Source organism: Candidatus Poribacteria bacterium, from assembly GCA_021295755.1.
GTDB lineage: Bacteria > Poribacteria > WGA-4E > WGA-4E > PCPOR2b > PCPOR2b.
Genome location: JAGWBT010000188.1, coordinates 1 through 13210 on the forward strand (window position 1 = coordinate 1; position 13210 = coordinate 13210).

Annotated in this window: 12 protein-coding genes; all 12 read left to right on the forward strand. The window is 49.2% G+C overall.

Features of this window, described 5'->3' with window-relative positions:
* A partial coding sequence (locus J4G02_21080) for a tetratricopeptide repeat protein (GenBank protein ID MCE2397018.1) occupies positions 1 to 2417 on the forward strand: 2417 nt, incomplete at its 5' end.
* Between the two features lie 17 nt (positions 2418 to 2434).
* Positions 2435 to 3085 (forward strand): class I SAM-dependent methyltransferase, encoded by a 651-nt coding sequence (locus J4G02_21085; GenBank protein ID MCE2397019.1) that lies wholly within the window; start codon positions 2435 to 2437, stop codon positions 3083 to 3085.
* 1580 nt (positions 3086 to 4665) lie between these two features.
* Positions 4666 to 5679 carry a MoxR family ATPase gene (locus tag J4G02_21090; protein MCE2397020.1) on the forward strand — a complete coding sequence of 338 codons (1014 nt, stop codon included), beginning with the start codon at positions 4666 to 4668 and terminating at the stop codon, positions 5677 to 5679.
* A gap of 75 nt (positions 5680 to 5754) precedes the next feature.
* Complete coding sequence (locus J4G02_21095; GenBank protein ID MCE2397021.1) at positions 5755 to 6042, forward strand: DUF5320 domain-containing protein; 288 nt, start codon at positions 5755 to 5757, stop codon at positions 6040 to 6042.
* Between the two features lie 86 nt (positions 6043 to 6128).
* On the forward strand, positions 6129 to 6371 hold the full coding sequence (locus tag J4G02_21100) for a hypothetical protein (GenBank protein MCE2397022.1): 243 nt from the start codon (positions 6129 to 6131) through the stop codon (positions 6369 to 6371).
* 2 nt (positions 6372 to 6373) lie between these two features.
* Positions 6374 to 6763, forward strand: coding sequence for a type II toxin-antitoxin system VapC family toxin (locus J4G02_21105; GenBank protein ID MCE2397023.1), 390 nt, complete (start codon positions 6374 to 6376; stop codon positions 6761 to 6763).
* Positions 6764 to 6994: 231 nt separating this feature from the next.
* Positions 6995 to 7459: a carboxypeptidase regulatory-like domain-containing protein gene (locus J4G02_21110; protein ID MCE2397024.1), complete on the forward strand. Its 465-nt coding sequence runs from the start codon at positions 6995 to 6997 to the stop codon at positions 7457 to 7459.
* 37 nt (positions 7460 to 7496) lie between these two features.
* Positions 7497 to 8384 (forward strand): DUF58 domain-containing protein, encoded by an 888-nt coding sequence (locus J4G02_21115; protein ID MCE2397025.1) that lies wholly within the window; start codon positions 7497 to 7499, stop codon positions 8382 to 8384.
* Positions 8385 to 8393: 9 nt separating this feature from the next.
* On the forward strand, positions 8394 to 8726 hold the full coding sequence (locus J4G02_21120) for a BatA domain-containing protein (GenBank protein MCE2397026.1): 333 nt from the start codon (positions 8394 to 8396) through the stop codon (positions 8724 to 8726).
* The gene (locus tag J4G02_21125; protein ID MCE2397027.1) at positions 8720 to 10237 is read left to right on the forward strand and encodes a VWA domain-containing protein; all 1518 of its coding nucleotides are present in this window, start codon (positions 8720 to 8722) and stop codon (positions 10235 to 10237) included. The genes J4G02_21120 and J4G02_21125 overlap by 7 nt, the downstream gene beginning before the upstream one ends.
* Before the next feature lies 1 nt (position 10238).
* Positions 10239 to 12824: a VWA domain-containing protein gene (locus J4G02_21130; GenBank protein ID MCE2397028.1), complete on the forward strand. Its 2586-nt coding sequence runs from the start codon at positions 10239 to 10241 to the stop codon at positions 12822 to 12824.
* 169 nt (positions 12825 to 12993) lie between these two features.
* On the forward strand, positions 12994 to 13210 hold a 217-nt coding region (locus tag J4G02_21135; protein MCE2397029.1), incomplete at its 3' end, for a hypothetical protein.

Here is a 13210-nt window from a genome sequence, read left to right on the forward strand (position 1 = left end):
GCGAATGGGAACAAGCTGCAGCAGCCTATAAGAAAGCAATGGACATGACCACGCAGAGCTGGGAGAGAAATGAGGTTTCTACAGAGTTGGTAAAAATCTATGCGCAACTGGGACAGATCGATACCGCTATTGACCTCTATAAAACCCTATCCCGGTCCGGTTTAAGTGGCATGTCTATAAATTGGTCAGGTCCAACGGGCTTCCAGATCTACTTTGCCGGCGATAAAGCACGCGAATCCCTGATTAATACCTATCGGAATCAGGGCAAGCTGGATGACCTTCTCACCTACTTCGAGACGCAGGGCGGGGAAACAGCTGAAGATTCAACGAGACTCGAAATAACTGCCGAAATCCACCGGACGCGTGGGGACTATGCAAAAGCTGCCGAAAGCTACCAAGCTCTTGGCAAAGTCCAACCCGGCAATATTCGGAGCTTTTACTACGCAGCTGCAGCTTTCAATAAGAATAGCGAACAGGAACTGGCACAAACAATATTGAATGAGGGAGAAGCTGCCCTCTCTGCTGACATACAGTGGAATCAAGATATGTGGCGTTTGACAGCACTTGGGAGTATCTGCCTTGAGGGAGAGCTATACAATCCGGCAATTAAGTTCATTGAAGACGCTATCATGCATGCTGGACGTTACGGCGGTGGTGGTCACGAGCGCCAACAACTGTATAATATGCTTGCTCAGAGCTATATCGGCATGGAACGCTATGAAGAGGCGATGAATGCCTATCAGGAGTTAGAAAATACCGCTCAGGATGATGGGATGCGACAGATAGCGCGAGATGGGATGCGCAGGGCATACAGGGCGGGCAATCTGCATGAGAAGATGGTTGCCGAGCGGACGCAGGCTGTTGAAAACAATCCCGAGGATCCGGATGCTCTCTTCGCCCTAGCGCAAACCTACGAATGGAACGATATGCACGACAAGGCAATCGCCGCTTACGAACGCGCTAACCAGTTGAATCCTGATAGCACCGTTATCTTAGCACCGTTGGCAAAGCTGTATACCGAGACCGCTCCTGAAAAGGCGAAAGTTCTCTACAAACACCTCATTGAACTGGCAGATGAGCCTAGCGACCGTTTCCAGAAGTGGTGGCTGTTGATTGAAGTGTACAAGAAGCTAGGCGAGCTCGACACTGCCGTCGCAGAGCTGCGTGACTTTGCCGGACCAGCTACGGAAGAGTTTGAACGTGAGGCAGCGCTCCGCTTACTCTGGGGTATCTACGAAGATGAAAAACAGAAAGGCGAAAGAGTTGCTGTTTTTAAAGAGCTTGCATCACAAATTGGAGAAAATGCAACCGTGTATGAACTGCTCGGAGATGCTTACAAAGCGGTCGAGAATCAAGAAAAAGCGAGCGTAGCTTACACTCAATGGGTTGAATTCCGTCAAAAAGAAATAGATCGGGGTGGACGCAATTGGGACTACTACAGTCTTGCGGAACAGTTGCTCCGAAAGGAGATCATGCCCGAAAAAGCACTTGAATTCGCCAAACGTGTTACGCAAACACACCCTAACCCACATTACGACGCGCTGTTGGGAGAGGCGTACCTCCTTAACGAACAATATGAGGAAGCTGAGAAGAGTTTCAAACGAGCACTGACCAACCCTGATAATCCTTTCGATACAACAACGATATGGCCGCATCTGAAGCGGGCGAGCAAAAATGTGAAGGATGAGGGACGGTTTATAGAGCTGATGGAGGTCTTAACGGGAACTGTACTCCTTGATGCAACTGAACGGATGCACGCAAATTTGGTGTTGTCGACGTTCTACCACGAACGCAATCAGGCCGAAGAAGCGGAACGATACATGCGGAAATCGGGGGTTGTGCCTGAAGGCGCGTGGTGGATTCTCGGTCCCTTTGACAATGCAGGCGGTGTCGGCTATAATAGAGCCTACATACCGGAGGATGCCGTGGAGATCAACAAGACTGCGGCATACGAAGGCACAGATGGAAAAATCGGTTGGGAACAGAGAGCGGATGAAACCCTTGATGGCATCGTTGATTTGGCACCGATTTTTGGTTTCGGGAATTTAAATCCGGTACTAGGGGACATGGAACAGCCAAATCCTCAACTTGACACCGTACTTGCCTACGCTTGGACGACGGTCAATGCTCCTGACGAACGGCAGGCGCGAATCTGGATCTCCGCCCACAACCCCGCGAAAGTTTGGTCCAACGGGGAAGAGGTTTCCAAAATTAACCAGGACCAGCAGCCTATGTCTGATAATCAACACACGGTCCCCGTGACGCTCCAAGCCGGGGAAAACAGCATCCTCGTCAAACTCTGTGGACGGCGGTGGGGATGGAAACTCCAGTTGTGGTTGACGGACGTGGATGGCTTCCCATTTGAGGATTTGGAATATATAAATTCGCCGACGATTCAACAGTCGGTGGAGGAATGAGAATACAAGGAGAAACTATGATCTATCCAATCATTATCACAACCGTTGGGCTATTTCTGTTAAGCCCAATCGTCTCATCGCAAGGAGAAGGCGAATCTGATTATGATCGCGACATGTATATCTACGGCAAAGAACCCGCTGCCTTCCTCAAGCAGAAGCTGGATGGGTTAAAGAAGGGGAAAGCACTCGTCTTGGCGATGGGGGAAGGACGGAATGCGGTCTATCTTGCCCAAAACGGGTTTGATGTTACAGGCGTAGATATTTCCGAAGTCGCTATCGAAAAATGCAACAAGTTGGCGAAAGAAAGGAACACAACAGTCAACGCTGTCGTTGCCGATCTGACTGACTATGATATGGGTACAGGACAGTTTGACCTAATCACAAAATTCTATTATTACGAACCGTCAATCTTCCCACAAATCATTGACGCGCTCAAACCGGGTGGCATGTTTATCCTTGAGCAGTTCTCAATTGATCACCTCAAATACAGGGAAACCAGCAGCTTTGGTCCAAGAAACCCTGACTACCTCATAAAACCTAACGAACTCTTAGAACACTTCAAGTCGTTACGGATACTCTACTATGAAGACACCGTCATAGAACTTGATGAAGGGATGCACAAAGGAACGGCGGCGGTCATTCGACTCATCGCAGAGAAAGTGGAGTAACTGTTGAACAGAATGCACATTCCGATATGAACGCAGTTTAATCTTTAATTGCTATCCAAAATCAGAAAGGAGCCAGACAGATGCCTGAAAAGTTGATTCTCGAAAAGATTCGCAGCGTACGCCNNNGCAAGGTTTCTATGTTACGGCTTACTGGCATGTGTGCCGTTGTTTATCATTGATAGTTTCATTGCGACGTTTGATATTTCTCCCCTCATCCTACTGTGGAGCGCGCTCAGTCTTTCCGCCATCGGGTTAATCGTGAGTCTGTTGCGCCCAATTAATCTCCATGAAGCTGCCCGGACAATTGACCTCAAAGCAGCCCTGAAAGATCGTGCTGTGAGTGGACTGGAGTTTATTCAGCGTCAGACCGATGAGATGCTGACGGCGTTACAACTCAAAGATACCTCTGACCGGCTGCAATTGGTAGCTGCAAAAGAGGTTGTGCGTTATTCCATTCCACGCGAAACCAAGTTCATTGCCTTGATTGTGGTCGTGGGCTTGGCGCTCTCTTTCATCGAATTTTTCGATCCGCCCGAAGCACCGGCGACAGTTGACTATTCTCCGCAGATAGCCGCAGAAACCGATCACCTGCTAAAACAGATCAAAGAATCCGAAAAGGCAGCCGAAGAGGTTGGGCTGGAAGATACATTACAGGGGATCGAGGAGAAAGCACTTGAACTCAAGCGAACAGGAATTACGCCGAAAGAAGCACTTGCCAAGTTGACCGAAATGACAGAGATGTTATCGGCAAAGATGGATAAGGTGGGTGTTGCTAAGGTAGATGCACTCATGAAGGAGCTTGGAGAACAATTTATCGCCAACCCCAACTTAAGCGATTTCGGATATGCTTTGAAGGAAGGGCGATATGACAGGGCGGCAGAACGTCTTTTCAATCTGTCCAACAAACTCAGCAAACTCGATTCTGAGCAACGCCAAAACATTGTTGACGCGTTCCAACGGGGTGGTGCGAGCGTACAGGGAACAGAGATAGGGGCTTTTGGAAACCAATTGACGAAAGCCTCAACCGCACTGGCACAAAATAATCTAAAGGAAGCCGAAAAACGTCTCCAAGATGGATGTGAGAATTTATTAGCCTGTGCACTTGCAAAGGAACGGGATGGGCTGCTGGCAAAACTGCAAGCCCAATGCCAAGCTTGCAAAGCAGGGATTGGCAAGGCGTGCAACGGCGGTGGTGGTTCAGGCAACAACGGCATAGGCACCGGAACAGATCCCAATCCATTCGGTGTTCTGACCAACCTTGACTCCTTCCGTCACTTGGAACAGATTACAGGTGTGCAAGGTGCCGGGGAATCCACAGTCGAAACCACAGAAGTGCTTATTGATGGAAATCCCGAAACCTCCATCGATGGACAAAACGCAGAAGACAGTTATAAAGAGGTCTATACCAAATACCACAAGCTCTCTGAGGACGCTCTTTCTCAAGAACAGATCCCGTTAGGTTACAGATTCTATGTGAAGCGATATTTTGAATCCATCAAACCGAAAGAGGAATAGGAGGCGTGACGCATAAAACATAATATGTAAGATGATTTCACCGCGTTTTATGTTCCGCGAGTCAAATGTCACCAGATCAATCCCAATTTCATCCGGATTCAGTGCAACTTGAGAGTCAATACGAGGACTTTCGGGATACCTTCGATCGTATCCAGCGCGAGGTTTCCAGGCAGATTGTTGGACAGCGGGAGATTATTGAGGGTGTGCTAATTTGCCTCATGACGGGCGGACACGCGCTCTTGGAGGGTGTCCCCGGTCTGGGGAAAACGCTACTGATTCGGACACTCCACGAAGTGCTCGATCTCGGATTCTCCCGAATACAGTTTACACCAGATCTGATGCCCGCAGACATCATCGGCACCAACATCGTCGCCGAAGACGAAAGCGGTCGTAAATTCTTTGAATTCCAGCAGGGACCTGTGTTTGCGAATCTGATCCTTGCCGACGAGATTAACCGTGCGACGCCCAAAACACAGTCGGCGCTGCTCGAAGCCATGCAGGAAAAATCTGTGACGGTTGCAGGTACGCAACACAAATTACAGCGACCGTTCTTCGTCATGGCGACGCAAAATCCATTGGAGATGGAGGGCACCTATCCCCTCCCCGAAGCCCAACTGGACAGGTTCTTCTTCAAACTCAAGGTCGAGTATCCGAGCCTTGATGAACTCGATCTCGTTATGGAGCGCACGACGAAGCGGGAGATGCCGCTGGTCGAAAAGGTTTGTGATGGCGAGCAGATCAACGGATTGGAAGAAATCGCGCGTGATATCCTCATTGCAGAAGATGTGCGTAGATATGCCCTCCGCATCGTGTTAGGCACACATCCCGAATCGGAGGACGCGCCAGAACTGACCAAAAAGTATGTCCGATACGGATCAAGCCCCCGCGGCGCGCAAGCGTTAATCCTTGCGGGCAAGGTCAGAGCCATTTTGGATGGGCGCTACAACGTCGCACGGGCAGATATCCAAGCGGTTGCGCTGCCGAGCCTACGCCATCGGCTCATCCTCAGCTTTGAAGGCGAAGCAGAGGGGGTTGACCCTGATCAGATTATTAAGCATCTGTTGGAGGTTACTGAGTAGAAAATAGACGCATTACTAGAGCAAAACCGAAGGAGGGAAAGCGCATGAAAATGGGTCGGCTACTAACAATCATCGTTGATTGCGTTCAATTCCGTAATTTTGGGGGATGAGAAGGCATCTGAACCGACAACGGAAGTGCTCATCTCACAGATCCAAGATCTGCAAAAAGAGATTGAAGCCCTTAAAGAACGTATCAGCAAACTGGAAAGCGGACAAAAGATGCCTTCCATTGTGCCAGAAGACCTACCTTCTGTAGATACAATTCCGAACATGAACCAACTTCCCAAAGGTTCAGTGGAGAGAGAGATCAACGGTATGACCTATTACATTATCCCGTTGCAAGACCAAAGTGTTGATAAATGAGTGCTACCTAGTCGCAAGTGACATGCTTCACTTAACCTTCACCGTATGAATCTTTATACATCTCAGAGAAGAAGTGAATAACAATTATGACAACAACCATAGACAAATTGCTAATAAAAACTGAGCGGATTGAACGGGAGTTAGCGGAGGTGCGGCAAGCGTTAGAAGAACTTCGTCTTGAACCGACAATACAGTTTGTCGATAAAGAAAAACTTCGACCCCTTACTGCCAAAGCCTTTGAAGAAATGGGTGTTCTGGTTGCAGCTTGTGGCGTGAAAGCGGAAGACAACATCTTCAGTCAAGGTATTATTGAGATGCGTGAGGAATAGCGATGGATTACTTTTATTGGGACGCAAGCGCATTGGCAAAGAGATATACGACAGAGGTTGGTACGCCGATTGTGAATAATCTTTTTACCAGATCTACTCATGCGCGAACGATGTGCCTTCATATTTGCACAGGCGAGATTATTTCGATACTCGTTCGCAAGAAAAATGCTGGTATTTTGACCGATGTTGTTTTCACACAAGCGATGAGTAACTTCCGGTCAGAAGTGCTTGACGATGACCATTTCTCATTGGTTTCTATAACAAATTCTTTGATTGAGGCTTCATATCAGCTAATTGAGAAATATTCTCTGAATGCGACTGATGCTTTAATCTTGCAATCCGCTGTGGAGGCTGTCACAACCTTTGGTCGTGCAGATAATAATTTGGTGTAATCACTTCTGATTTGCGATTGCTGAGTGCTGCACAAGCTGAAGGGGTGCTTACGTTTAATCCTGAAACCGATAGCGAAACTGTACTTGATGCACACCTCCACTCATCGTGAACAATGCTCAATCCACCTCTGCCTTAATTGTAAGGTTGAGGCGGATTGCCCCGAATCAGATTGTCCGACATCTGCTAGAGTTTATTCAGTAGAGATACATCATCAATTGGAACAGAAAAACATGAAACGGCTCAGTCTTATTCTAGCTCTATGCGCTCTATCGGCCATTCCCATGGCTGCGTTTGCTCAAGCCCCAACGACAGGAACAATTCGTGGTAACATCGTTGATACAACTGAGGCGCGACTCCCAATCGAAGGGGTTCGGGTTGTTGTTGTCAGTAGTAGAGCTTCCGAATATGAAACAACGACAGATAGCAATGGTGACTACACGCTAATTTTAACTCCCGGTCGTTATCTGGTTTGTATCTACAAGGCCGGATACGGCGATCGCACTGGCAAACCGGTCACAGTTGTTGCCGGTGGCGACCACTACGTGCCGATGAAAATGACCAAAAAAGCAGGGCTAAGTGACCTATTGCTAAGCAAACTTCCCTCTTCACCTTGGTCGCTACCTCTCATTTTAATAGGTGTTTTTCTACTAGGCATTTACGTGGGTCGCCGAACCGGTCGCCGTACAGACCACTAAAGACTGCGCAGCTAACTTGCCGCTGGAGTTTCCTGCCATGAACAACACCCAATCCGCCTTCGATGGCGAGTTCTTGAAAAAGCTGGAATACCTGTACATCGTTTCCAAGAAAATCTTTGCAGGGCGAATCAAGGCAGAACGACGTAGCACGCAACGCGGGGTCAGTGTCGAGTTTGCCGATTACCGTAACTACACCGCCGGGGACGACTTCCGCTATATCGACTGGAACGCCTTTGCCCGTTTGGACGAACTTCTGCTGAAACTTTATGAGGAGCGGGAAGACCTGCACATCTACTTTCTTGTTGATGCCAGCCAGTCGATGACCTACGGCGAACCACAGAAATTGCTCTACGCCAAGCGTGTGGCTGCGGCACTTGCCTATATCAGCCTGTCCAACTTAGACCGTATCAGCATCACCGCTTTCACGGATCGAGATTTGAATCGGCTGCCGCCTGAGCGTGGAAAAGGAAAAATCTTCACGGTGCTTGATTTTCTGGATCGGATTGATGGTGCCGGCGAGACCCATCTGCAAAACGCTTTCCGCAATTTTGTGCATACAACGAAAAGACGCGGATTGATTGTGCTGATTTCCGATCTCTTTGATCCACGCGGATTCACAGACGGCCTCAACGTGTTGCAGTTCCAGAAACATGACCTATTTGTGGTGCACATTATTGACGAAAAAGAATCCAATCCCAATTTGCGAGGCGATTACCATCTCGTTGATGTAGAGACGGATCAGCTCCGTCCAGTAACCATCAATGAAAATCACCTCAAACGCTACAAGGCGTTGTTCCAGCAGTATTGCGATGATCTCAGGCGATACTGCTTTCAGCGCGAAATCGGTTTCATTCGGACAAGCACCCAACTGCCATTCGATGAACTGATCCTGCGCATCTTTCGGATGGGTGGGTTCGTGTCTTAACGGTGCGCCATGAACTTCCTATCGCCAACTGCATTTCTGCTATTCGGTCTCGCGGCACCAATTGTAGCGCTTTATATCCTCAAATTACGTCGCCGCCGCGAACCTGTGTCCACCCTACTGTTTTGGGAACAGATCTTCAGAGAGAAACAGACAACATCCCTGTTTCAAAAATTGAAGCATCTGTTGTCGCTTTTGCTGCAGCTGCTATTCCTCGCACTTTTAGTCCTTGCGCTTGCCCGACCACAATTTGCCTTCATGACCAAGTCGGCACGGCAGATTATTCTGATTATTGATCATTCGGCGAGTTGGAATCCGCCAAGCAGGAGGCATTGCGGATGGTAGATAACCTCCGCTTTATCGACGAAATGATGGTGGTCAGCTGCCACACCCAACCCACAATTCATAGCCCGTTCACCAATCATCAGAAATCGCTACGTGGCGCGATTGAGTCGATTGTCCCCACAGATGTGAAAACAGACCTCCAGCCCGCGTTGGCGGTTGCCCATTCTGTGGCGCAGACCAAACCCAATCCAGAGATTATCGTCCTCAGCGATTTTCATCAAATTCCCGACACACTTCTCGCACAGCGGGATAACCCTGATGCCCAACTTTCAGATGCGAAGGTGCGCCTTTTGTCAGTTAATCTTGGCGAGGAGGAGAATGTCGGAATCACACAGTTTCGCGTGCGGAAAAGTCTGGTCAATGCCTTTGATTACCAAACCTTGTTGACAGTTCTCAATGCGTCAGTCGAGGAAAAGTCCTTCAACGTTGAACTTTACCTCAACGACGCGCTGCTTGATGTCCGTCCTTACACCCTCGCGCCCGGCGAGAGCAAATCCGAACTCTTTACCAACTTTACGATGGAAGGTGGTAAACTAAAAGCTGTGCTAGATGTAGAAGACGCGCTATCTACCGACAACGTTGCTTATGCTGCGCTGCCAAAACGTGAACAAATCGCTGTCCTACTTGTCACGCCGGACAACCCATTCCTCGAAAATGCGCTCGCTGTTGATGAAAAATTGGATCTGACCGTCGTTGCTCCCGACCAATACGACCCCGGTGCGGTAGAATATGAGGTTATCATTTTTGACCGTTATAATCCGCCGACGCTTGGTGATGGCAACTATATGCTCATCTACCCTCCAAAAGCAGGAGCGATTTGGCAGATCGGCGAATCGCTGGAGACCCCAATCATTACAGAGTGGGAGCGTGACCACCTGATTCTACGCCACGTTCATTTGGATAATGTCCAGATAACCGAAGCGTATCAGGTCCAAGTCCCGGCTACGGCGAATGTACTTGTCCGTTCATTTGAAGATCCGTTGCTGATTGTTGAGGAGAGTCAGAATCGAAGAATCGTTTTTGTTGCTACTGACACCCTAAAATCTGACCTGCCCTTGCGTATCGCTTTTCCGCTGATCGTTGCGAATACGATCCAGTGGTTTCAGGGAAAATCGGACATTGAAGAATATCACCTCCAGACAGGAGAGGTACTGAAAAAGCAGATCGACGAAGCCTCCGCAATTGAAAGCGTCACGATCACGGGACCGACAGGTGGGTCGTGGGAGATACCTGTTGAAAAGGGTGAACTGCTCTTTGATGAAACCTCAGTGGCGGGCTTCTATGAACTAAAAATTGGTGAAGGTGAAGAGGTCTGGGCGGTCAATTTGACCGATATGGCAGAATCACAAATCCACGCGGCAGAAGGAGTGGAGGATCTATTGGAGGAGGAAGAGGTTGTATTAGGAGGTGCTGCGCTCTTGCATTATCCGCCGTGGATTTATCTAGTTTTGATCGCGGTGCTGTTAAGTGCTGTCGAATGGTTTCTATATCAACGGAGGCGAATAGACTAATATGGAAATTGCCCGCCCCTTCGCACTTCTGCTACTTTTGCTGATACCTTTCCTCTATTATGGTTATCGTCGAAGCCTCGTCGATCTTTCGCTGCCGCAACGCATCGTCAGCCTGATTCTACGAGCCCTAATTATCGTACTGCTCATCTGCAGCCTCGCCGGTGTTCAATATCTAACGTCCGGTGGAAAAGTGGCGGTCATTTTCCTTGCCGATATTTCAGATAGTATCTCAGGGGAGGGATTAAAGGAGGCGCAGCGTTATATTGATGAAGCGATGGATAACCGAAGCGACCAGCAAGTTGGTGTGATGGCTTTCACAGGGAAGACACAGGTGATTCGGGAATTTCAATCGAAATCCGATGAGACGTTGGATCTCGCTGAAATCAAGGGGTATTGGCTTGATGAAGACGAAAAAGCAGGGGCTGTCACAAACATCGCTCAAGCGATTGAAACAGCGTGGGGCATTTTTCCCGCAGATGCCAACAAACGCATTGTCCTGATCAGCGACGGCGTTGAGACGCACGGTGATGTGCTGCGTGCCGGATTGCGCGGGAAAGCCTTTGGGGTACAGATCTACGCCGTGCCCATGTTCCCAAGCGATGCCCCCGAAGTCATGATTGAGCGCATTGATGCACCGATGCAGGTCAAACAGGGAGAACCGTTTCATCTGGAGGTGTTTGTCCACAGCAATCGCGAGGGTTTCGCCGAGGTGCGACTGCATAAAAATAAGTTTGAGGTGGCGAAACAGACGGTTCGGCTAGAGGTCGGCGAAAATCGGGTCCGTCTCTCTCAGACTGCGACCGAAAGCGGTATGATGACATACGATGCGATTTGTGCGGCAACTCAGGACACCCGTTACGATAATAACCACGCACTCGGTATTGTTGTCGCTTCTGGCAAGCCCAAAGTGCTCCTGATCGATGAAAACGAGTCACAAGCCCGCTATCTGGCGCGTGTCCTTGAGGACGCAGAAATTCAGGTGAATGTCCGAAACGGCTTGGGCGTTCCTAGCGAATTATCCGACCTACAAAACTACGATTTGGTCATCTTCAGCGATGTCCCCGCCAATCGCCTAAATCAGAAGCAGATGGAACTGATTCGCACCTACGTCCAAGACCTCGGAGGCGGATTCATGATGCTGGGGAGTGAAAACAGCTTTGGACTCGGTGGCTACTACAAAACCCCGATTGAGGAGATTTTGCCTGTCCGTACCGATACAGAGAAAAAGAAGGAAACGCCAAGCATTGCGATGGTGCTGGTGATTGACAAATCGGGAAGTATGGGTGGTATAAAAATCGAACTGGCAAAAGACGCTGCACGTGCGACAATCGAACTACTTGGCAGACGCGATAAAATTGGCGTCATTGCCTTTGACGGTTCGCCACACTGGATTGCGGAAGTACAAACCGCTGCTGATAACTTTTACATCTCTGATCAGATTGGGTCAATCAGCGCGGGTGGTGGAACAAATCTTTATCCTGCACTCCAGCAGGCGTATCTCGCCCTGATTGAGATCACTGCGAAACTCAAGCATGTCATTGTTCTAAGCGACGGTCAATCAAGTCCGGGGGATTGGTATGGCATCGTTAATTCAATGCGTGCCGAGCGGATGACCGTGTCCACCGTTGGCATCGGTAGCGGTGCCGATATGAATTTGCTGTCTAACATCGCCAATTGGGGAGGGGGCAGAGAATACTTCACGCAGGACCCTTATAACATCCCACAGATCTTTGCTAAAGAGACCATCACTGCCTCCAAATCTGCTATCATTGATGAACCGTTTATCCCGCAGATTATTAAACTCACACAGGTCTTGCAGGGGGTCGACCTTGAACTAGCACCATTTCTACTCGGCTATATTTCGACCCAACCAAAGCCGACCGCCGAAATCTTCCTTGTCTCAGACCGCGGCGACCCGTTGTTAGCAGGCTGGCAGTACGGCTTGGGTAAGTCCGTTGCTTTTACTTCGGACGCCAAGGCACGGTGGGCGGCGGATTGGCTGGAATGGGCGGGATTCGGCAAGTTTTGGACACAACTGGTACGCGACACCATGCGCAAGTCAACGGTCAGCAACTTTCAAGCTCGAATCGAACAGGAGAAGGGGACTGCGCATCTCACCATTGATGCCCTGAACGAGGCCGGGGATTTTCTGAATAACCTCGAAAGCGACATCTCCCTGATTCCGCCGAACCTAAAAAAGAAGCAACTCGACATCACGCAGATGGCACCGGGCAAATATGAGATCGATTTTCCCGTTGACGAGATGGGTGCGTATTTTGTCAACATCATGCAGAAACAACACGGCAAATCGGTCAACACACAGGTCACCGGCACCGTTGTTTCCTACCCTGATGAATACCTTGTCCACCGCGCCAACGAAACCCTCCTGAAACAGCTTGCGTCTACCTCCGGTGGCAAGTTTACCCCTTCACCACAAGACGCGCTTCGTGCACCGGAGCAGCCGGTTGTTCGTCGCATTCATCTCTGGCGACCGCTGCTGATTATCGCTGCATTTCTGCTGCTAGCTGACATCGCATTGCGCCGAATTGATTTGATAAGGGAAAGACGGACGGATAGAACCGCTTAATAGTGAATCGTGTGTTATGCTTTATTTGTGTAGGGAACGCAGATCCGCGGCTAATACTCTGTCGAAATCACCTAGGCACACGACCACGATTGGAGTCTTGGTGATTTATGTATTTCTATATGTCTACATTCCATGCTCTTCTTGCGAACATCTGAAAGGAGACAGACAAATGTCGAATGATAATCATCAAGAGGATTTGGCAACGCAGATTGAAAACTACCATCGCTCCGGTGAATTTGATAAGGCTCTAGAGATTAGTGAGCGCGCACTGGAATCCAATCCACCGGACTTGAAGGCTTGTGGTCCCCGATGGGAACTGATCGCCAAAATGTTTTCTGAGGAGGAAGCGAGAAAAAGGGCTTGCCCTGAAATCGAATCTCTGTTGA

Excerpts from the sequence above, each read along its gene's own strand:
- J4G02_21105 (MCE2397023.1), top strand. The coding sequence starts at position 6,374 with ATGGATTACTTTTATTGGGACGCAAGCGCATTGGCAAAGAGATATACG.
- J4G02_21125 (MCE2397027.1), top strand. The coding sequence starts at position 8,720 with ATGGTAGATAACCTCCGCTTTATCGACGAAATGATGGTGGTCAGCTGC.
- J4G02_21085 (MCE2397019.1), top strand. The coding sequence starts at position 2,435 with ATGATCTATCCAATCATTATCACAACCGTTGGGCTATTTCTGTTAAGC.
- J4G02_21120 (MCE2397026.1), top strand. The coding sequence starts at position 8,394 with ATGAACTTCCTATCGCCAACTGCATTTCTGCTATTCGGTCTCGCGGCA.
- J4G02_21110 (MCE2397024.1), top strand. The coding sequence starts at position 6,995 with ATGAAACGGCTCAGTCTTATTCTAGCTCTATGCGCTCTATCGGCCATT.
- J4G02_21090 (MCE2397020.1), top strand. The coding sequence starts at position 4,666 with ATGTCACCAGATCAATCCCAATTTCATCCGGATTCAGTGCAACTTGAG.
- J4G02_21100 (MCE2397022.1), top strand. The coding sequence starts at position 6,129 with ATGACAACAACCATAGACAAATTGCTAATAAAAACTGAGCGGATTGAA.
- J4G02_21130 (MCE2397028.1), top strand. The coding sequence starts at position 10,239 with ATGGAAATTGCCCGCCCCTTCGCACTTCTGCTACTTTTGCTGATACCT.
- J4G02_21115 (MCE2397025.1), top strand. The coding sequence starts at position 7,497 with ATGAACAACACCCAATCCGCCTTCGATGGCGAGTTCTTGAAAAAGCTG.